This window comes from Nonomuraea coxensis DSM 45129, assembly GCF_019397265.1.
GTDB lineage: Bacteria > Actinomycetota > Actinomycetes > Streptosporangiales > Streptosporangiaceae > Nonomuraea > Nonomuraea coxensis.
This window is the reverse complement of record NZ_CP068985.1, coordinates 7,648,136-7,668,476: the sequence shown is the minus strand read 5'-3', so window position 1 is coordinate 7,668,476 and position 20,341 is coordinate 7,648,136. Positions and strand designations below refer to the sequence as shown.

The 20,341-nt window shown below is 68.3% G+C and carries 14 protein-coding genes and 2 CRISPR repeat arrays (1 of these 16 only partly in view); of the genes, 13 read left to right on the top strand and 1 reads right to left on the bottom strand.

What is annotated here, in order from left to right; all coding sequences use genetic code 11:
* Positions 1-1,244: direct repeats of the CRISPR family, unit length 29 nt; unit sequence GGGACCATCCCCGCGTGCGCGGGGAGCAC; it reaches 314 nt to the left of the window's first position.
* A 233-nt stretch (positions 1,245-1,477) separates the two neighbouring features.
* From Nocox_RS35880 to cas2e, 8 genes are read left to right on the top strand one after another with little or no spacing between them, the layout of a single operon-like run.
* Complete coding sequence (locus Nocox_RS35880) at positions 1,478-4,405, top strand: CRISPR-associated helicase/endonuclease Cas3 (RefSeq protein WP_051112597.1); 2,928 nt, start codon at positions 1,478-1,480, stop codon at positions 4,403-4,405.
* A gap of 13 nt (positions 4,406-4,418) precedes the next feature.
* Entirely contained in the window at positions 4,419-6,101 is a 1,683-nt protein-coding gene (gene casA / locus Nocox_RS35875) for a type I-E CRISPR-associated protein Cse1/CasA (RefSeq protein WP_020544127.1), read from the top strand.
* On the top strand, positions 6,098-6,751 hold the full coding sequence (gene casB / locus Nocox_RS35870) for a type I-E CRISPR-associated protein Cse2/CasB (protein ID WP_020544126.1): 654 nt from the start codon (positions 6,098-6,100) through the stop codon (positions 6,749-6,751). Before casA ends, casB begins: the two co-directional genes overlap by 4 nt.
* Positions 6,751-7,950 carry a type I-E CRISPR-associated protein Cas7/Cse4/CasC gene (cas7e, locus tag Nocox_RS35865; protein ID WP_020544125.1) on the top strand — a complete coding sequence of 400 codons (1,200 nt, stop codon included), beginning with the start codon at positions 6,751-6,753 and terminating at the stop codon, positions 7,948-7,950. Before casB ends, cas7e begins: the two co-directional genes overlap by 1 nt.
* Positions 7,947-8,651 carry a type I-E CRISPR-associated protein Cas5/CasD gene (gene cas5e, locus Nocox_RS35860; protein WP_020544124.1) on the top strand — a complete coding sequence of 235 codons (705 nt, stop codon included), beginning with the start codon at positions 7,947-7,949 and terminating at the stop codon, positions 8,649-8,651. The genes cas7e and cas5e overlap by 4 nt, the downstream gene beginning before the upstream one ends.
* Positions 8,651-9,340, top strand: coding sequence for a type I-E CRISPR-associated protein Cas6/Cse3/CasE (gene cas6e / locus Nocox_RS35855; protein WP_026214525.1), 690 nt, complete (start codon positions 8,651-8,653; stop codon positions 9,338-9,340). Before cas5e ends, cas6e begins: the two co-directional genes overlap by 1 nt.
* Before the next feature lie 3 nt (positions 9,341-9,343).
* Positions 9,344-10,300 carry a type I-E CRISPR-associated endonuclease Cas1e gene (cas1e, locus tag Nocox_RS35850; protein WP_020544122.1) on the top strand — a complete coding sequence of 319 codons (957 nt, stop codon included), beginning with the start codon at positions 9,344-9,346 and terminating at the stop codon, positions 10,298-10,300.
* Entirely contained in the window at positions 10,297-10,644 is a 348-nt protein-coding gene (cas2e, locus tag Nocox_RS35845; protein WP_020544121.1) for a type I-E CRISPR-associated endoribonuclease Cas2e, read from the top strand. Before cas1e ends, cas2e begins: the two co-directional genes overlap by 4 nt.
* 472 nt (positions 10,645-11,116) lie before the next feature.
* Here the strand turns inward: cas2e and Nocox_RS35840 are convergent, their stop codons facing one another.
* Entirely contained in the window at positions 11,117-11,551 is a 435-nt protein-coding gene (locus tag Nocox_RS35840) for a GntR family transcriptional regulator (RefSeq protein WP_051112596.1), read from the bottom strand.
* Between the two features lie 544 nt (positions 11,552-12,095).
* Positions 12,096-14,018: direct repeats of the CRISPR family, unit length 29 nt; unit sequence GGGACCATCCCCGCGTGCGCGGGGAGCAC.
* A gap of 430 nt (positions 14,019-14,448) precedes the next feature.
* On the opposite strand from Nocox_RS35840, the gene Nocox_RS35835 reads away from it, so the two are divergent.
* Genes Nocox_RS35835 through Nocox_RS35815 form a run of 5 tightly spaced genes read left to right on the top strand, consistent with a single transcriptional unit; the run spans position 14,449 to position 20,341 of the window.
* Positions 14,449-15,606 (top strand): ROK family transcriptional regulator, encoded by a 1,158-nt coding sequence (locus tag Nocox_RS35835; protein ID WP_020544119.1) that lies wholly within the window; start codon positions 14,449-14,451, stop codon positions 15,604-15,606.
* A gap of 28 nt (positions 15,607-15,634) precedes the next feature.
* The gene (locus Nocox_RS35830) at positions 15,635-17,119 is read left to right on the top strand and encodes a sugar ABC transporter ATP-binding protein (protein ID WP_020544118.1); all 1,485 of its coding nucleotides are present in this window, start codon (positions 15,635-15,637) and stop codon (positions 17,117-17,119) included.
* Positions 17,119-18,120, top strand: coding sequence for an ABC transporter permease (locus tag Nocox_RS35825; RefSeq protein WP_020544117.1), 1,002 nt, complete (start codon positions 17,119-17,121; stop codon positions 18,118-18,120). Before Nocox_RS35830 ends, Nocox_RS35825 begins: the two co-directional genes overlap by 1 nt.
* The gene (locus tag Nocox_RS35820; RefSeq protein ID WP_020544116.1) at positions 18,117-19,172 is read left to right on the top strand and encodes an ABC transporter substrate-binding protein; all 1,056 of its coding nucleotides are present in this window, start codon (positions 18,117-18,119) and stop codon (positions 19,170-19,172) included. The genes Nocox_RS35825 and Nocox_RS35820 overlap by 4 nt, the downstream gene beginning before the upstream one ends.
* A gap of 11 nt (positions 19,173-19,183) precedes the next feature.
* A complete protein-coding gene (locus tag Nocox_RS35815; protein ID WP_020544115.1) occupies positions 19,184-20,341 on the top strand; it encodes a Gfo/Idh/MocA family protein in 1,158 nt (385 codons plus the stop codon).

The window sequence follows — 20,341 nt, the reverse complement described above, 5'->3', positions numbered from 1 at the left end:
CCCGCGTGCGCGGGGAGCACAGAACGATCGACGTCGCGTGGATGACTGAACCAGGACCATCCCCGCGTGCGCGGGGAGCACTCGCGTGTCTGCGTCTTGAGGTGCGGGTGGTAGGGACCATCCCCGCGTGCGCGGGGAGCACGAGTTCGCGGTCGCTCATGTCGTCCATCATCATCGGGGACCATCCCCGCATGCGCGGGGAGCACAACGACACCGCGGGCCGCCTGAACCGGTGGCTGGGACCATCCCCGCGTGCGCGGGGAGCACATCGTCAAGGTCATGCTCGGCGGCGGGCTGGTGGGACCATCCCCGCGTGCGCGGGGAGCACCCGCCCTGGCCGCCCGCCCCCGAGTTGTTGCCGGGACCATTCCCGCGTGCGCGGGGAGCACACGGTGACTCCCTTCAGGGTCGTACGCGGGTGTGGACCATCCCCGCGTGCGCGGGGAGCACGCAGCCTTGCCCTCGCTCGTCCACGTCCGATAGGGACCATCCCCGCGTGCGCGGGAAGCACTGAGGCGCTGGTGTGCGGTGGCCACGCCGCCCAGGGACCATCCCCGCGTGCGCGGGGAGCACAGCGTGCCCTGCTCGATCTTGTAGAGGCCCACGGGACCATCCCCGCGTACGCGGGGAGCACTCCCACTGGTCCCATGCCCGGACGTCCACGACGGGACCATCCCCGCGTACGCGGGGAGCACCACCCGTGGGAGCCGATCGACTCCGCGCCCCCGGGACCATCCTCGCGTGCGCGGGGAGCACGTCAACGGCCGCGTCACCACCGTCATCACGTCGGGACCATCCCCGCGTGCGCGGGGAGCACCCGGCCCCGTTCAAGATGCCCGCCAAGATGCAGGGACCATCCCCGCGTGCGCGGGGAGCACCTGACCGTTACGCAGTGCTCCACGCCGGCGATGGGACCATCCCCGCGTGCGCGGGGAGCACGGGACCGTGACAGACAATGTGCTCGCGCGGCAGGGACCATCCCCGCGTGCGCGGGGAGCACTCTGCGCTATTTCCGATGCTAGCGACGTGAGCAGGACCATCCCCGCGTGCGCGGGGAGCACGTGGATCCGACCGTCCTGGGAGACTTCGAGAAGGGACCATCCCCGCGTGCGCGGGGAGCACGGGTGGGATATAGCCGTCCAGGTGGGTGGCTTTGGACCATCCCCGCGTGCGCGGGGAGCACTTCCGGGACATCCATTTCACGCTGGTCAGGGTGGGACCATCCCCGCGTGCGCGGGGAGCACTCGCTGACCTGCAACGATGTCAGCCGACGGGCGCGGTTTGGAGCACTTTCATAAGAAGCGACATAAAGGGCATAAGGGGTATTTAGGTAGTCAAGCTGCAATCCAGTCGCTCTAGGCTGCATCATCGCTGCCTGTCGTGCAACTTCTTCCGCATCATCCGCTGGCCTGGTCGTATGCGTTTTACGGCTCTTTTCTGTGGGAGTGTCTTTCGCTTGGCGGTCCTATGCACTTTAATGACCCCTGTGCTCAGCGAGGAGGCATCGAAAATATCCCATTTTAGTGATTTGTCCGAAGGGGCAAGGTCTGTCTGGGCGAAGCATGATCGGGACACCGATGGGTGGTTGCCGTTGTGGAGGCACTTCGCTGACAGCGGCGCAGTGGCCGGTCTTCTATGGGATCAGTGGTTGCCAATACAAGTGAAGAAGGTAATCGCTGAAGGGCTCCCCGGAGGCTTGGCGGACGGCCGGCGGCTCGCGGTATGGCTGGCGACCACTCACGATATCGGCAAGGCGAGCCCCGCTTTTGCTTGTCAGGTGGAATCGCTCGCGGATGCGATGCGGGCAGCGGGGCTGCGCATGCCGTCCCACAGCGAATTCTTGGATCGGAAGCTGGGACCGCATGGTCTGGTGGGACAGTTCCTGATTCAGGAGTGGCTCATCGAGGAACACGGCTGGTCGCGGCCCGAAACGCTCCAACTCGGCATCGTCATCGGCGGACATCACGGCGTTCCGCCCACGCCATCGAACATCAAGGAGCTCTCGGACCACCTGGACCTCGTACGGACTCCGAACTGCGAGTCTCTGTGGCGGCGGGTACAGCGGGAGCTGCTGGACCGCTGCGCCGAGATGTGCGGGATCGCCCAGTCGCTGCCCGGCTGGCGAGGTCTACGTCTCTCGCAGCCCGCACAGGCCCTGTTGACCGGCCTGGTCATTGTGGCTGATTGGATCGCCAGCAATCCCGACCTCTTTCCATACTTCCCTGATGCCGAGCACATCAGCGATCAGGACAGGGTGGAGTCGGCATGGCGCGGGCTGAATATTCCGGAGCTGTGGGAGCCGGTCGAGCCGACCCGCTCTCCTGCGGAAGTCTTCGCCTCGCGGTTCGCGTTACCGCCCGGCAGCCGCATACGACCGGTCCAAGAGCAAGCGGTGCAACTCGCTCGGAATATGTCGGTGCCCGGACTGCTCGTCATTGAGGCCCCTATGGGGGAGGGCAAGACAGAAGCGGCGCTGGCCGTAGCGGAGATCTTCGCGGCAAGGTCGGGCGCCGGAGGGTGCTTCATCGCGCTGCCTACGATGGCAACAGGCAACGCCATGTTCCCGCGGATGCTGGAATGGCTCCGCCGTGTTCCCGACGCACGACTGAACAACGGCCAGCGGTCGGTGCTGCTGGCTCATTCCAAGGCTGCGCTCAATGACGACTACGTTGCCCTGATGAGGGCGGGCAGCCGTACGGCGTCAGGCATCGACATGGACGGCGGAGGCGGCGAATGGCGCCCTGGCGCTGATCGTTCGGCGGCTTCCGCCGAACTCGTCGCCCACCAGTGGCTGCGGGGGCGTAAGAAGGGGATACTGTCGTCGTTCGTCGTTGGAACGATCGATCAACTGCTGTTCATGGGGCTGAAGAGCCGGCATCTCGCGCTGCGGCACCTGGCGCTGGCCGGCAAGGTGGTCGTCATCGACGAGGCGCACGCCTATGACACCTACATGAACTCCTATCTCGATCGAGTGCTGTCGTGGCTGGGCGCGTACCGGGTGCCTGTGGTGGTTCTGTCTGCGACGCTGCCTGCGGGGCGTCGTCGCGAATTGTCCAAGGCGTACGCGGGCAACACGGCAACCGACTCAGATCTGACCGAGGTCGAAAAGGCTCTCGGATATCCCCTTCTCACAGCCGTCGAGCCGGGCGGGCGAATTTCCGTGACGCAAGCTCCGGCCTCTGGGCGTGCCACTTATGTTCGCATCGAGCGGTTGCAGGACGATCTCACTACTTTGGGGGAGCGGCTCGCTCAGGAACTTTCGGACGGCGGATGCGTACTCGTGGTTCGGAATACCGTTGATCGCGTACTGGAGACGGCGAAGTATTTGCGCGGCCTGTTCGGCGAGGGAAATGTCAGCGTTGCACACGCGCGGTTCGTCGATATCGACCGGGCGGACAAAGACGACGATCTCGTGAGGCGTTTCGGCCCGCCGGAGAAGAGCCGGGGTCACCGACCTGTCGGCCCGCATATTGTCGTGGCGAGTTCTGTGGCGGAGCAGTCGCTGGACATCGATTTCGACCTTTTGGTCTCCGACCTCTGTCCCGTGGACCTACTCCTGCAACGAATAGGACGGCTTCACCGGCATGCACGGGGCGCCGACCAAGGCGATCGTCCAGAGAAGCTCCGCACCGCGAGATGCCTCCTCACCGGTGCGGATTGGGGCTCCACGCCTCCTGAGCCGGTACGCGGCTCCAGCCTGATCTACCGGGACCATGCACTGCTGCGCGCGGCGGCGGTGCTCGAACCGTACCTGTCGGCGATCGATGAGACCGGGCACGTCGTACGCCTGCCGGAGGACATCAGTCCGCTCGTCCAGGCGGCGTACGGCAGTGACCCGGTGGGCCCGCCCGAATGGCAGGAAGTGATGGAGAAGGCGGCGACCGCCGAAGCGCTCCATCATGCGAAGCAGGAGGAGATCGCGCAGGACTTCCAAATCCGCGATGTAGGGAAAGCAGGGCGAGCGCTGGTCGGCTGGGTGGACGCAGGCGTGGGGGATGCGGACGACACCCGGCGCGGACGGGCCCAGGTGCGCGACAGCCGCGAGACGCTGGAAGTGCTCGTGGTGCAGCGCCGAGCTGATGGCACCTTGGCGACCCTGCCGGGGTTGTCGAGGCGGCGTGGCGGGCTGGAACTGCCGACAGACGCCCTGCCGGAGCCCAAGCTGGGCAGGATCGTCGCGGGCAGCGGGTTACGCCTGCCCTATCACTTCTCCTTCCCCGCGGTCTTGGACAGGGCCATCGACGAGCTGGAACGCAACTACGTTCCCGCCTGGCAGGCCAAGGACAGCTACTGGCTGGCCGGCGAACTGGTCCTCGTCCTCGACGAAAACTGTCGTAGCTCGCTGGCAGGCTTCGATCTGCGCTACACGTCCACCGATGGTTTGGAGGTGACTCGTGCCGAGTGAGGAGCCTGCAGCGGTGTCCTTCGACTTGACCCAACAGCCGTGGCTACCAGTTCAGCGTCTCGACGGCAGCGAGGACGAGCTGTCGCTTCGCGAACTGTTCGCGCAGGCCGGCGACCTGCGGCGACTTGTGGGAGACGTGCCGACCCAGGAGTTCGCGCTCTTTCGGCTGCTCCTCGCGATACTGCACGACGCCGTTGACGGGCCGGCGGAGATCGCCGACTGGCAGGAGCTCTGGGACGACGGCCTGCCCGTCGAGCGGATCACGAGCTACTTGGACCGACATCGTGACCGGTTCGACCTCCTCCATCCTCGCCAGCCCTTCTACCAGACAGCGGAGCTGCGAACGGCGAAGGGCGAGATCAACGCCCTGGACCGGATCGTCGCCGACGTGCCCAACGGTCTGCCGTTCTTCACCATGCGCGGCCGCGGAGTGGACCGCCTCACCTTTGCGGAGGCGGCTCGCTGGCTGGTCCACGCGCATGCTTTCGACACCTCCGGTATCAAGACCGGCGTCCTGGACGACCCTCGTGTCAAAGGCGGGCGGGCCTACCCGCAGGGCGTGGCGTGGGCCGGCAACCTGGGCGGCGTCTTCGCTGAGGGGGAGACGCTGCGGCAGACGCTGCTGCTCAACATGGTCGCGTTCGACACCGAGAACCTCCGTATCAAGCCGGACCTGGACCGGCCCGCCTGGCGGCGCCCGCCTGACGAGCCGGGGCAGACCGACCCGTTGGAGCTGACCCGACGTCCCGCCGGCGTCCGTGATCTCTACACCTGGCAGTCGCGCCGGGTCAGGCTCTTCCACGACGGCCAAGCGGTCACCGGAGTGATCCTCACCTACGGTAATCCGCTCGATCCCTGCAACAGGCATCAGCATGAGCCGATGACCGCGTGGCGACGCAGCCCCGCCCAGGAGAAGAAGCGTGGGCTCGCCCAGGTCTACCTCCCGCGCGAGCACGACGTCAGCCGCAGCGCCTGGCGAGGGCTCGGAGCCCTGGTGGCGGGACGGGCGGCCGGAGCTGAGCAGCGTGGTGAGGCCGCTGGGATGGTCCGTCCCAGGATTCTCGACTGGGTGGCGCGACTGACCGTAGAAAGCGACCTCCCGGCCAACTACCTCATCCGGGCTCGGCTCATCGGCGCTCGCTACGGAACCCAGCAGTCCGTCATCGACGAGATCGTGGATGACGCCGTCACCATGCCGGTGGTCTTGCTGCACGCCGGCCACCGCCCACTCGGGCAAGCGGCGATCGACGCGGTTTCCGATGCCGAAGCCGCCGTAGGCGTCCTAGGGGACCTCGCAAGCGACCTGGCTCGAGCGGGCGGCCAGGAACCAGAGCCTCGTAGGGGAGCTGCGCGGCACCAAGGGTTCGCCATGTTGGATGGAGCGTTCCGCACTTGGCTGGCCGCCATACGTCCGGCTGACGATGCCGCTGAGGGCAGAGCCCAGTGGCAGCGGCAGGCGTACGAGATCGTCAGTCGGCTGGGCAACGAGCTGCTCCGTGCTGCGGGCGACCCCGCGTGGGAGGGGCGGGTCGTCGAGACGAAGAAGGGTCAGAGCCTGTGGCTGACCGCCTCCCACGCTGATCTGATCTTCCGCGGCCGGTTGCGCTCCGCCCTGCCCGCCGCTGCGACTGCCGCGCGCAAGATCCACCCGTCCGGCACGGACGAGCCATCCGAGATCGTGGAGGCCGCACCATGACCGCATCCCCGCCCCAGACGGCTACTGCTCGGCGTCCGGCCTCCGATCTTGTCGGCGAGGTCGCCGCTGCCTACGTCAAGGAGCTGCAGGAGGGCTATCTGGCCGACCGCAGCAGCGCCGTCGGCGCTCTGGCCCAGTTGCGTCGTGGTGCAGGCAAGCTGCCCGAAGATGTCCCGGAGCTGTGGGGGGTGGGCGGGACCGAGCGGCTGTACGGCGCTCAGGGGCTGTCAGAGAGGGAAGCGCTCAAGGCCGAGTTCGCGCTGTTCGCGGCCATCACCCTGTACGCCCTGCACCAGCAGTCCAAGTCCAGCCAGCGGATGCACAGGGCCGGAGCGGAGCTGGGCGCCGCGGTTCGTCAGCTCATGCCTGGCGGCGCGCTCGACGAGCCCATCCGCAGGCGCTTCGTCCGCCTCGGCACCGCGACCACGCCGAAGGTGCTCACTGAGCGGCTTCGCGAGGTCGTCATCCTGCTGCGCAACGCCTCGATCCCACTGGACTACGGGATCCTGGCCACGCAGCTCTACCAGGCGCAGGATCCTGACGGCCTACGTCACGTGCGGCAACGCTGGGGCCGCACCTTCCACTCCTACCGTCCCGCCGGCCAGCGCACCGAGGCGGACACGGCTGCTTCCTCCGACAAGGACATCTGATGACACGGACCATCCTCGAAGTCCACGCCCTGCAGACCGTCCCGCCGAGCTGCCTCAATCGCGACGACACCGGAACACCCAAGACGGCGGTGTACGGCGGCGTGCGGCGCGCTCGTGTGTCCAGCCAGTCGTGGAAGCGAGCCACGCGGCAGGGGTTCCACGATCTGCTGGACCCGAGCGAGCTCGGTGTCCGCACCAGGCGAGTCGCGGAGTTGCTCGCCGAGCGCATCCGCAAGTTGGACGGCTCGATCGAGCAGGGCGACGCGTGGACGCTGGCGGCGGAGACCATCCAGACCGCGACCGGTTCCAAGATTGAGGTTCCGAAAAGGCAGTCGGGCCGCAACGGCGAGGGTGGAGGTTCGGCGGCACCGGAGTCGAAGTACCTCATGTTCCTGAGCGCCCACCAGCTTGACGGGCTGGCGGAGATGGCGGTCAAGGCCCACGGCTCGGGGAACAAGGACTATTTCAAGGACAAGGCCGTCAAGGATCAGGCCAAGCGGATCGCGAACGCGCGGCACTCCGTCGACATCGCCCTGTTCGGCCGGATGATCGCCGATGCTACGGACATCAATGTGGACGCGGCTGCTCAGGTGGCGCACGCCATCAGCGTTCATCGTGTGGACAACGAGTCCGACTACTACACAGCCGTCGACGACTACAAGGAGCGAGAGGACGACGACCAGGGCGCGGGCATGATCGGGACGGTCGAGTTCAACTCGGCCACCCTCTACCGCTACGCAGCCGTGGACGTGGACCTGCTGCGCCGCAACCTGGGGAAGGGGCTTCGTGAGGACGAACCGCTGACCGAACCCGTTCGCAGAGCGGTGGAGGCGTTCATCCAGTCCTTCCTGACGTCCCTGCCGACCGGCAAGATCAACACCTTCGGCAACCACACTCTCCCTGATGCAGTCGTGGTGAAGTTGCGCGACTCACGGCCAATCAGTCTCGTGGCGGCTTTCGAGGAGCCCTGCCAGGCTGATCCGGAGACCGGCGGACACACGCGGCAGGCGGCCGAGGCGCTCGTCTCCTACCTCACCGAGGTGGAGGCCGGTTACGGCGTGGGACACGGTGACCCCGCGTGGGTGCTGCGCGTCGGTAGGAACACCGAAGCTCTTACCAGGGTCGGCGCGGGTCTGCCGCTGCCCGACCTGATCGCTGCTGTGGGTGCGGAGGTCGCCAGGAGGCAGGACGAGGCATGAGTGTCCTGCTGCTGCAGTTGGCAGGGCCGCTTCAGTCCTGGGGGGCCACCTCGCGTTTCGCTCGCCGGTCCACTGAGGCGGCACCGACCAAGAGCGGTGTGATCGGGCTGCTCGCGGCAGCCCTGGGACGCGAGCGTACAGAGGACATCAGCGATCTGGCGGCCCTGCGCTTCGGTGTGCGCGTGGACCAGCCGGGAACTCTGCTCCGTGACTTTCACACGGCACATCATTTCGTGACCGGTGAGGCTGCACCGGTTTCGGAGCGCTTCTACGTGGCGGACGCGGTGTTCGTGGCCGGCGTCGAGGGCGAAGACGCGCTTGTCGAAACGCTCCGGCAAGCGCTGGCGGCGCCGGTCTTCCTGCCGTACCTCGGACGGCGCTCGTGTCCACCGTCGCGGCCGATCTTCCTCAACATCGAGAAGAACGCCGGCCTGATCGAGGCGCTCCAGCGCGAACCGTGGCACGCCGCGCGTTGGCACCAGCGAAGGCGCCGCGACGAGCGCAGCGTCGAGCTGGAACTTCTCATCGAGGCCGAAGCCGAGGATGGTCCGGTCGACAGCTTGCGGGATCAACCAGTGAGCTTCGACCCGCTGAACCGCCGATACCGGCTGCGCGGCGTGCACCGGCCGCCACGGGCGAGCGTCATCAATCCCGCTGCCCGTCCCGTTCATGATCCATTTACCGCACTCGGGAGCGCGTGATGTTCCTGACCCGGTTCCGCTTCAACACCGCTCGACTCGGTGCCCGGCGGCTGCTGTCGTCACCTCAGCGGCTTCATGCTGCGATCATGTTCGCCTTCGCCGAACCTCCATCTCTGGACGGCGGAAGCGCTCGGATCCTCTGGCGCATCGATCGCAACAGTCGCGCCGAGACCTACCTCTACATCTCCAGCCCGGATAAGCCCGATCTCACCCATCTGGTAGAGGAAGCCGGCTGGCCTGAGACAGGGCGCTGGCAAACCCTTGATTACGAGCCTCTGCTGTCCCGCCTGACCAAGGGTGACACCTGGGCTTTCCGCCTCACCGCCAACCCGGTCCACAGCATCCGCAGGACCGCTGAGGAGCCGACCAAGGTCACCGCACATGTCGGGCGTCAGCATCAAATGAACTGGCTGCTCCAACGCCAGGAGAAGGCCGGCTTCGTCGTCCTGGAAAAGCCGGCGGAGCGGCACCTGCACCACGAACTCGACCAGTACGAACTCGTGGTTCACGACCGTCGGCAGCTCGACTTCACGAAGGCCGGGCAGCGGAAGCCCGTCACGCTCGTCACGGTCACCTACGACGGACGGTTGCAGGTGACCGACCCCGACGCGCTACGCCAAGCCCTCACCAGAGGGCTGGGCCGAGCGAAGGCTTATGGCTGCGGTCTCATGACGCTCGCTGAGACGTGACCGATGGCCACCGTCGGCCAGCGCGGCCAGTCCTCACCGCGCGAACTCACCCGGATGGGAGATCGAATCTCTTTCATCTACCTCGAACGCTGCGTCCTCCACCGTGAGGACAACGCGATCACGGCAGAGGACGCCCACGGAGTCACCCACATTCCCGCCGCGACCATCGGGACTCTGCTGCTCGGCCCCGGGGTCCGGGTCACTCACCAGGCCATGAGCTTGTTGGGCGACAGCGGGGCAGGGGTGGTGTGGGTGGGCGAGCAGGGCGTGCGCTTCTACTCCGGTGGCAGGTCACTGAACCGCTCGTCATCGCTGGTCGAGGCCCAGGCCACCAAGTGGGCGAATAGGCGTACGCGCCTTGAAGTGGCTCGCGAGATGTACCGGATGCGCTTTCCTGGGGAAGACCCGTCAGCCTTGAGCCGGCATGAACTGCTCGGCAGGGAAGGGCGCCGGGTCAAGGAGCGCTACCGGCGCGAGGCTGAACGCGTCGGCCTTGAATGGCATGGGCGGGTGTATGTTCCCGGCGACTTCAGCTCGGGCGATCCGCTGAACCAGGCGGTCACGGCCGCGGCCCAATGCATGTACGGCGTTGCGCAAACGACCGTGGCGGCACTCGGCTGCTCTCCAGGCTTGGGGTTCATCCACTCCGGACACGAACTCGCGTTCGTTCTCGACATCGCGGACCTCTACAAGACGGAGATCGCCCTCCCCGTCGCTTTCGAGGTCGCTGCGCACAGTCCGGACGATGTGGGTTCACGTACGCGGCGTGCTGTTCGCGACAGCATCAACAAGGTCGGTCTTCTGAAGCGATGCGTAGAAGACATCAAGCATTTGCTCTTGTCCGATGGCGCTGTCGGCTCGCCCGAGAGCGACGGTGACATCGATCGAGTGCTTCTGCAGAGCGATCGCGGCATTGAACTCGAGTCGGGCCGCAACTACGCCGACGAGGTGCCCTGGTGACCGTCATCGTGCTCACGCGGTGCCCTGCCGGCCTGCGGGGGTTTCTGACGCGCTGGCTCATGGAGATCGCTCCCGGCGTCTTCATCGGTGGCCCATCGGCTCGCGTGCGAGAGCACCTTTGGCTGCAGGTCCAGCAGTATGCGGATACAGGGCGAGCGCTCCTCGCGTACACCACGGACAACGAGCAAGGTTTCGCCTTCGAGACCCATGACCACAAGTGGCACCCCATCGACCATGAAGGCCTGATCCTGCTACGCCGCCCGAAGGAACTGCAGGAACGCGTCCCGGAAGCGCCTCGAAACTGGAGCAAGGCGGCCAAGCGTCGTCGCTATGGGCAGCGTTGATCAGAGTCCCGCTTCGGTGGTGTCTGGGAGCGGTGCGAACGTAGTCATAGGGGCGTGTGGGCAATATGTCCGAGTCGATGAAAGTGCTCGAAAAGAGGCGCAACGCGAAACATCGCTGCAGGTCAGAGAGTGCTCCCCGCGCACGCGGGGATGGTCCCCCGATCAGGCCCCGCATAGAAATGCCGGCGGTGTGCTCCCCGCGCACGCGGGGATGGTCCCCAGGTCACCTCGGCCAAGCTGGAGGCCGTCCTGTGCTCCCCGCGCACGCGGGGATGGTCCCGACTCCTACCAGGCGGAGCCGAACACGTTCGTGTGCTCCCTGCGCACGCGGGGATGGTCCCTCCTCATGCCCCGGCAACGGGCTTTCGACGAAGTGCCCCCCGCGCACGTGGGGATGGTCCCCCGAGCTTGGACCCGGTGTATGCCGCCAACCTGTGCTCCTGGCGCACGCGGGGATGTTCCCTCGTCCATCTCAGCGCTCAGGGTTTCTTGCTTGCTGAGAGTTGTCCCAGACGAGAGTTGTGCGGTCGGCTGCCAGGACGCGCTCGCGCTTACGCGGTTGCTTGATTACGAAAACCGGAACGCCCTCGGGGATGTTCAGTTCCTTTCGCTCCTCCGGGGACGGCATGCGGGCGCTGACCTCTGCCTCGCCCTCGATGACGACCCGCTCGACGGGTAGCTGGGGCCGGACGTGCGAGCCCTCACGCTTCACGGTGACAATCAGTCCTTCGCTCCGCAGCACCCCGAGCGCCTGTCGTACGGCCACCCGGCCAAGCTCGTACTGCTGCATCAGTCGCGTTTCGGAGGGGAGCGCCTGACCAGGCTTCAGCCGGCCTGATGCGATGTCCGCGCGAATGATGTCGGCGAGCTGCCGGTGCACTGGTCGATCGGAACCGAAGTCGATCACAGCAGATCATCATTACAACGCCACTACCTCATGTGCCCTTGTAGGCATATGCTCATAAGAAGCTACGTGCCTAAACGCTGCCACATCGCAAGGTAGGAGGCTGTCTTAATGGCCAAGCTGCCAGACCGTGACGACGATGACTGGCCCTGTCCGCAAGTGTCCTCACATCCTTCCCGCCGTGTGGTGGCCCCGTCTGTCCTGATCTCGTGGGCGCCGGCCGAGCGGCTCAAGAATCAGCAGGGTCGTCAGCGAGTTCTCGGCCATACGTGCTCGTGCTGTGTGGTCGTCTACGAGCTCATCAGTGGCGGCGGTGCATACATGGTCCGCCGGACGCACCAGACGACTCCTTGCAGGGTCGTGTACGCCGGTCCTTGGACGCGGGGCAAGGCGGAACGCCTCTGGCAGATGCTCCTTACTGGTGAGGCCCGGTGACGCTGGCGCCGTTCAGAACGGAGGGAAGATCTGCGGTGAACGAGTAGGTAAGGCCCTCGGAACCTCGAACCTGCGGAATCGTCTAGCGCGTCATCATTGACGACGCACTGGTGAGGTCATCCCCGCGTGCAAGGGGAGCACAAGGCTGCGGCTCGCGTCCGCGCCGCCGCACGGGGACCATCCCTGCGTGCGCGGGGAGCATCAAGTCGAAGTCGGTCCGGAAGGCGGGCCGGCAGGGACCATCCCGGCGTGCGCGGGGAGCACGGTCCTCCCCATCCTCTTGCCGAGCCGAGGACGGGACCATCCCCGCGTGCGCGGGGAGCACGCCGTCACCTCGAACTCGCGGTGGCCACGCTCGGGACCATCCCCGCGTGCGCGGGGAGCACGCGTGGCGGTCAGGTGACATCGGCGGCGCGTGGGGACCATCCCCGCGTGCGCGGGGAGCACGTCACGGCGCCGCCGTCGGACCAGCGCGCCCAGGGACCATCCCGGCGTGCGCGGGGAGCACCCGCTGTGGGACTGGGAGGACTTCGACTGCCTGGGACCATCCCCGCGTGCGCGGGGAGCACTGGCGTTCGATCTGGGAGGAGCCCGCCTGGATGGGACCATCCCCGCGTGCGCGGGGAGCACCGGCGGACTGGGGTCCGCCTGGTCTCAATACGGGGACCATCCCCGCGTGCGCGGGGAGCACTGCGCGGTGTGAGCACCACGCTAGAGGGGCCGAGGGACCATCCCCGCGTGCGCGGGGAGCACTCGACCAGCCAACGGTTCGCCGTCGAAGGCACGGACCATCCCCGCGTGCGCGGGGAGCACGGCGAGACCGACTCGATGGTGGCCACCACTAAGGGACCATCCCCGCGTGCGCGGGGAGCACCTGGCATAGGGCCGCCACCTTGAGCACATCCGAGGACCATCCCCGCGTGCGCGGGGAGCACAATTCATCATGGCTACTGCTTCCGCTAGCACCGGGACCATCCCCGCGTGCGCGGGGAGCACAGGGCCGCCATTCCCTAAACGCACTCTCCCTGCGGGACCATCCCCGCGTGCGCGGGGAGCACCTGCGTCATGGGGCGATGAGGACATCATGATCGGGACCATCCCCGCGTGCGCGGGGAGCACACGTTCCTGATGTACACCGAGGAGTACGCCCGGGGACCATCCCCGCGTGCGCGGGGAGCACGAGGTCTTCCATCTGTCACGCAGGCCGGACATGGGACCATCCCCGCGTGCGCGGGGAGCACATCGACTTCACCGGCGGCCAGGCGGCCGACCAGGGACCATCCCCGCGTGCGCGGGGAGCACCCCTTGCCCATGACCCCGGCGCAGTTGACCGGGGGACCATCCCCGCGTGCGCGGGGAGCACGGCTTCTACGCCTACACCAAAGAGGTCAGCTTGGGACCATCCCCGCGTGCGCGGGGAGCACACGAGCTGCGGTTGCGTCTGTCGGAGCTGACGGGGACCATCCCCGCGTGCGCGGGGAGCGCAGCACCCGGCAGCCGACCACGGTCCCGTCGCTGGGACCATCCCCGCGTGCGCGGGGAGCACGTTGAGGATGTGGGCCTCGATCAGCTGGTCGAGGGACCATCCCCGCGTGCGCGGGGAGCACGGCACCCACGACCTGCCGCCGGCCCGGCGCATGGGACCATCCCCGCGTGCGCGGGGAGCACAGCTCGCGCATCGCCGTACTCGTATGGCGGCGGGGACCATCCCCGCGTGCGCGGGGAGCACGCCTTCTGGAGCGCCATCCATGCCGAGTGCCGGGGACCATCCCCGCGTGCGCGGGGAGCACGACTGCTCTAGAGCGGCTCTGGGCTCTATACTGGGACCATCCCCGCGTGCGCGGGGAGCACGGAGTGGACCGAGCCGGGCAAGGGGCCGGGCCGGGGACCATCCCCGCGTGCGCGGGGAGCACTTGCTCTGTGCTGTTGTTCCTGGTAAACCGTCGGGACCATCCCCGCGTGCGCGGGGAGCACCAGTCCACGCCCGCGAAGCTGTCAGCCGCCTCGGGACCATCCCCGCGTGCGCGGGGAGCACTCTTGATGACCTGCGCGTTTGTCCGCGACAGAGGCCGTTTCTGAGCACTTTCTTGGGTTCGGACATTCTGGACGTGTCAAGCAGCCCGTACGTGATGGCGATGCCACCCACCTTGCCGCAGTAGCGGCTGCACAGAGTGTCGCACGGTATCCGCCGTACGCACGTATCTGGCATAGCCGACCGCAGGCGATCAGTCGCAGCCATGCATCGCCGGAGACGTGAAAACCCTCGACGCCCGACGTTTTCGCTGGTCGATGGCGCTTGGACGATGTTCCCGGCAAGGCTTGAACCTGTAGCCCCGACCCCGGTGTGTCCGGCTTCTGCGCGTACGGCAACAACACCCACTTTGTTCGGTCATCGACAGAAGTCAGCGGGGTTCGGTCGATTTGCCCTCTTGATTTGCCAGATGGGTGACCTTATTGTCGGCGGCATGACCCCCCAGCCGGGCTCCGCCGGCGACGTGCTGACGCTCATCAGCGCTGGCTCGGCGACGACCCGTTCCGACCTCGCGAGGCTCACCGGCCTCGCCCGGTCCACGATCTCCCAGCGTGTGGACGCTCTGATCGAGCGCGGCCTCGTCGAGGAGAGCGAGAGCGGCGAGTCCACGGGGGGCCGGCCGCCGCGCCAGCTTCGCCTGCACGCCGAGGACCACGCCTTCGCCGGCGTCGACCTCGGGGCCACGCACTGCCGGGTCGCGCTCATGGACATCTCCGGGCGGGTGCTCGCCGAGTGCGAGGACCCGCTGCTCATCGGCGAAGGCCCCGAGAAGGTGCTCGCCCACGTCGACCAGCGGCTCGACCGGCTGCTCGGCGAGGCGGGGCGGGCCAGGGACATGCTGCGCGCGGTCGGGATCGGCGTGCCGGGGCCGGTCGAGTTCGCCACCGGGCGGCCGAACAACCCGCCGATCATGCCGGGCTGGAACGACTACCCCGTCCCCGAGTACTTCGGCGGCGTCAGCGTCCTCGTCGACAACGACGTCAACGTGATGGCGCTCGGCGAGCACCGCCACTCCTTCCCGGACACCAGGCACCTGCTGTTCGTCAAGGTCGGCACCGGCATCGGCTGCGGCATCGTGGCCGACGGCAAGCTGCACCGGGGCGCCCAGGGGTCGGCGGGCGACATCGGCCACATCCGGGTGAGCGGGCACGAGGACGCCGGCTGCCGCTGCGGCAACAGCGCCTGCCTGGAGGCCGTCGCCGGCGGCGCCGCCATCGCCCGCAGGCTCGCCGAGCTGGGCCTGCCGGCCGAGCGCGGCGCCGACGTGGTGGCGCTCGTGCAGGCCGGCGACACGCAGGCGCTGCGCCTGGTCAGGGAGGCGGGCCGGCACATCGGCGAGGTGCTGGCCGGCCTGGTCAACTTCTTCAACCCCGAGGTCATCGTCATCGGCGGCGCGCTGTCGCGGGTGCACGAGCACTTGCTGGCCGGCATCAGGGAGACGGTCTACCGCCGCTCCCTGCCGCTGGCCACGCACCACCTGTCCATCACGCCGAGCCGTACGGGGATCAACGCGGCCGCGCTCGGGGCGGGCCTGCTCGCCATCGAGCACTACCTCTCACCCGAGAACATCAACCGCATCGTCAGCGCCTGACCACCGGGCCGACAGACAAGGACCATCGATGCTGGTCATCAAGGGCATCGTCAAACAGTTCCCCGGCGTGCGCGCGCTGGACGGCGTCGACCTCGACGTACGGGCGGGCGAGGTGCACTGCCTGCTCGGCCAGAACGGCGCCGGGAAGTCCACCCTGATCAAGGTCCTGGCCGGCGCGCACCAGCCGGACGAGGGCACCATCGTCCTCAACGGCGAACAGGTGCGCCCCGCCAGTCCCATCGACGCCATCAAGCTCGGCATCGCCACCATCTACCAGGAGCTCGACCTGGTCGACGGGCTCAGCGTGGCCGAGAACATCTTCCTCGGCCACGAGCACGCCCGGCTCGGCTTCGTCAACCGCGCCGCGGACCACAAGGCCGCCCGCGCGGTCCTGGAACGCCTCGGCCACCCCGAGATCCGCCCGTCGGCCGAGGTGGGCCGGCTGTCCCCGGCGGCCAAGCAGGTCGTGTCGATGGCGCGGGCCCTCTCCCACGACGCCCGGCTCATCATCATGGACGAGCCGTCGGCCGCCCTCGCCCACGACGAGGTCGCCAACCTCTTCCGCATCATCCGCGAGCTGACCGCCCAGGGCGTCGCCGTCGTCTACATCTCCCACCGCCTGGAGGAGATCCGCGAGATCGGCGACCGGGTGACGGTGCTGAAGGACGGCCGTACGGTCGCCGTCGGCCTGCCCGCCCGCGACACGCCCACCGCGCGGATCGTCTCCCTCATGACCGGCCGCAACGTCGAGTACGTCTTCCCGCCGCGCGGCGGGCGCACGTTCGGCGAGGAGGTGCTGCGGGTGGAGAACCTGAGCGCGCCGGGCGTCTTCTCCGGCGTGTCGTTCTCGGTCCGGGCGGGGGAGATCGTGGGGCTGGCCGGGCTCGTCGGCTCGGGACGCTCGGAGATCCTGGAGGCCGTCTACGGAGCCCGCCCCGCCGCCGGCAGGGTGCTGCTCGGCGGGCGACCGGCCGGGCGCGGGGTGGTCGGCGCCGTACGCCACGGCATGGGGCTCGCACCCGAGGAGCGCAAGGCCCAGGCCCTGCTCCTCGACCAGAGCGTCACCGCCAACATCACGCTCGGCAGCCTGCCCGGCTTCGCCAGGTTCGGCTGGCTCGACCGCAAGCGGGAACGGGCCGAGGCCCAGCGCCTGTCCGACCTGCTGGACATCCGGCCGCCCGACCCCGAACGCCCGATCCGCACCCTGTCGGGCGGCAACCAGCAGAAGGCCGTGCTGGCCCGCTGGCTGCTCGGCGGGCGCAGGCTCCTGCTGCTCGACGAGCCCACCCGCGGGGTGGACGTCGGCGCGCGGGCCGAGCTCTACGCCGTCATCCACGACCTGGCCGAACGCGGCATCGGCGTGCTGCTGGTCTCCAGCGAGGTGCCCGAGGTGCTGGGCCTCGCCGACCGGGTGCTGGTGCTGCGCGAGGGGTCGGTCATCCACGAGGGCGACGCCGCGGAACTCGACGAGCACCGGATCCTCGACATGATCATGAATGGGAGGGCGGCCTGATGAGCGAGCCCACGACGGACCACCGCGCGGCGGGGGTGGCGGCGCTCGCGCCCACGCGCCGCCTGGGCGAGATGCGCCACCTCGGCCTGCTGGTGGCGCTGGCGATCCTGGTGGTGGTCGGCCTGGTGACCAGGCCGGAGAACTTCGCCACCACCTCCAACCTGGTCAGCATCCTGTCGCTGGCCGCCACGATCGGCGTCATCACGGTCGGCGCGACGTTCGTCATCATCGGCGGCGGCATCGACCTGTCGGTGGGCGCGGTCATGGCGCTGGCCTCGGTGTGGGCGACGACGCTGGCCACGCAGTCGTACGGGCCGTGGGTCATGGCCATCTGCGCGATCCTCGTCGGCACCGGGGCGGGGCTGGTCAGCGGATGGCTGATCGCCTACGGGCGGCTGGTGCCGTTCATCGCCACGCTGGCCATGCTCGTGGCCGCGCGCGGCCTGGCCCAGCGGATGTCGGACCGCAGGACCCAGCTCGTCCAGCCCGACAACGCCGCCCTCGTCGAGCTGTCGACCACGCGGGTGCTCGGCGTCCCGCTGCTGGTCTACATCTTCGCCCTGGTCGTGGCGCTCGGATGGGTGGTGCTCAACCGCACCACGTTCGGGCGGCGGACGTACGCGGTGGGCGGCAACCCCGAGGCCGCCCGCCTGGCCGGCATCGACGTGCGCCGGCACACCATGCTGCTCTACGCGCTGTCCGGGCTGTGCTGCGGGATCGCCGCCATCCTCATCATGGCCAGGACCACCACGGGCTCGTCCACGCACGGCGATCTGTACGAGCTGGACGCCATCGCCGCCGTGATCATCGGCGGCACGCTGCTCACCGGAGGCCGGGGGACGATCATCGGTTCCATCCTGGGCCTGCTGATCTTCACCCTCATCACCAACCTGTTCATCCTCAACGGCCTCGACACCAGCGACCAGCTGATCGCGAAGGGCCTGATCATCGTCGTCGCCGTCCTTCTCCAGCGACGGAACCTGAAGGAGAGAGCACCATGAGTGAGAACGTCGCGCGCAGGGGATTCCTCGTCGGCGGGCTCGGCGGAGCCGCACTGCTCGCCGCCGGCTGCACCAGCAACGAGCCCGCAGCGGCGCCCAGCAGCGCCGCGGCGGCCCCCGCCCCCGCCGCGAGCGGCAACGACCAGCCCGGCACCAAGGTCACCATCGGCTTCTCCGCGCCCGCGGCCGACCACGGCTGGATCGCCGCGATCGCCAAGAACGCCGAGGCCACCGCCAAGCAGTACAGCGACATCGACTTCAAGCCGGTCGAGCCGACCAACGACATCAACCAGCAGATCTCCGCGGTCGAGTCGCTGATCGCGCAGAAGGTGAACGCCCTGGTCATCCTGCCGAACGACGGCCAGCAGCTCAACCAGGTCGCCCTGCAGGCGACCGAGGCCGGCATCCCGGTGATCAACCTGGACCGCGTCTTCCCCGACAAGCTGGCCTACCGTACGTGGATCGGCGGCGACAACTACGGCATGGGCGTGGCGGCCGGCCACTTCATCGGCAAGCAGCTCAAGGACAAGGGCGTGTCGAACCCGGTGATCGTCGAGATCCAGGGCATCGCCACGCTGCCGCTCACCCAGGACCGCAGCAAGGGCTTCGCCGACGCGCTGAAGACGTACGGGTTCAGCGTGACGGCCAAGCAGGACGCCAAGTTCACGGTCGAGACCGGCAACCAGGTGGCGACGTCGCTGCTGCAGGCGCACAAGAAGATCGACGCCATGTGGAACCACGACGACGACCAGGGCGTGGGCGTGCTCGCCGCGATCAAGGAGGCGGGCCGCGACGAGTTCGTCATGGTCGGCGGCGCCGGCTCGCTGAACGCGATGAAGGAGATCCAGTCGGGCACCTCGGTGCTCAAGGCCACCGTCACCTACAGCCCTACCATGGCCTCCTCGGCGATCAGGCTGGCTCGCTTGGTCGCGCAGGGGAAGGGGATGAGTGATCTCGTGGAGAACTCGGTTCCGCAGTCCATCACGCTCGCTTCCGAGACCATCACCAAGGACAACGTCGAGAAATACCTGGAACTCGGCTTCGAATCCTGATCGGGGGTTGCATGTCAGACAAGACCACCATCGGCGTGGGCATGATCGGCTACGCGTTCATGGGCCGCGTCCACTCCCAAGCCTGGCGGAGCGTAGGGGCCTTCTTCGACCTGCCGCTGGCGCCGCGCATGGCGGCGATCTGCGGCCGGTCGAAGGAGCGCACCGAGGCGGCGGCCGCGCAGCTCGGCTGGGCCGCCGCCGAGACCGACTGGCGCGCGCTCATCGAGCGGGACGACGTGCAGATCGTGGACATCTGCACGCCCGGTGACTCGCACGCCGAGATCGCCGTGGCCGCGCTCGCCGCCGGCAAGCACGTGCTCTGCGAGAAGCCGCTGGCCAACACCGTCGCCGAGGCGGAGGCGATGGTGCGGGCCGCCGCCGCCGCGCCGTCCTCGGTCAAGAGCATGGTGGCCTTCAACTACCGGCGGGTTCCCGCGATCGCGCTGGCCCGCCGGTACGTCGAGGAGGGCCGGCTCGGCGAGATCCGGCACGTGCGCGCCCAATACCTCCAGGACTGGATCGTCGATCCCGAGTTCCCGCTGGTGTGGCGGCTGCAGAAGGACAAGGCGGGCGCGGGCGCGCTCGGCGACATCGGCTCGCACATCGTGGACGCCGCCGAGTACGTCACCGGCCAGCAGGTCGTCGGCGTCTCGGGGCTGACCGAGACCTTCGTCAAGCGCCGGCCGCTCGCGGGCGAGTCGGCCGGGCTCGGCGCGTCGCGGGCCGAGTCCACGGGCGAGGTCACGGTCGACGACGCCGCGCTGTTCATCGGCCGGCTGTCGGGCGGGGCGCTCGCCTCCTTCGAGGCCACCAGGTTCGCCACCGGGCGCAAGAACGCCATGCGCCTGGAGATCAACGGCGGGCTCGGCAGCCTCGCCTTCGACTTCGAGTCGATGAACGAGCTGTGGGTCTCCGAGGGCGGCGGCGGGTTCGAGCGCATCCTGGTCACCGAGCCCGACCACCCGTACGCCGGCGCCTGGTGGCCGCCCGGCCACGGCCTCGGCTACGAGCACACCTTCACCCACGAGATCAAGGACTTCCTGGAGGCCGTCGCCACCGGCGCCGACCCGTCGCCCTCCTTCGCCGACGGGCTGCGGGTGCAGCGGGTGCTGGAGGCGGTCGAGCGCAGCGCGGCCGACGGCGGCCGTTACACGAACGTGGAGGATTGA

Excerpts from the sequence above, each read along its gene's own strand:
- cas1e (WP_020544122.1), top strand. The coding sequence starts at position 9,344 with ATGGCCACCGTCGGCCAGCGCGGCCAGTCCTCACCGCGCGAACTCACC.
- cas6e (WP_026214525.1), top strand. The coding sequence starts at position 8,651 with ATGTTCCTGACCCGGTTCCGCTTCAACACCGCTCGACTCGGTGCCCGG.
- Nocox_RS35880 (WP_051112597.1), top strand. The coding sequence starts at position 1,478 with ATGACCCCTGTGCTCAGCGAGGAGGCATCGAAAATATCCCATTTTAGT.
- casB (WP_020544126.1), top strand. The coding sequence starts at position 6,098 with ATGACCGCATCCCCGCCCCAGACGGCTACTGCTCGGCGTCCGGCCTCC.
- cas5e (WP_020544124.1), top strand. The coding sequence starts at position 7,947 with ATGAGTGTCCTGCTGCTGCAGTTGGCAGGGCCGCTTCAGTCCTGGGGG.
- Nocox_RS35825 (WP_020544117.1), top strand. The coding sequence starts at position 17,119 with ATGAGCGAGCCCACGACGGACCACCGCGCGGCGGGGGTGGCGGCGCTC.
- Nocox_RS35835 (WP_020544119.1), top strand. The coding sequence starts at position 14,449 with ATGACCCCCCAGCCGGGCTCCGCCGGCGACGTGCTGACGCTCATCAGC.
- cas7e (WP_020544125.1), top strand. The coding sequence starts at position 6,751 with ATGACACGGACCATCCTCGAAGTCCACGCCCTGCAGACCGTCCCGCCG.
- Nocox_RS35815 (WP_020544115.1), top strand. The coding sequence starts at position 19,184 with ATGTCAGACAAGACCACCATCGGCGTGGGCATGATCGGCTACGCGTTC.
- Nocox_RS35830 (WP_020544118.1), top strand. The coding sequence starts at position 15,635 with ATGCTGGTCATCAAGGGCATCGTCAAACAGTTCCCCGGCGTGCGCGCG.
- Nocox_RS35820 (WP_020544116.1), top strand. The coding sequence starts at position 18,117 with ATGAGTGAGAACGTCGCGCGCAGGGGATTCCTCGTCGGCGGGCTCGGC.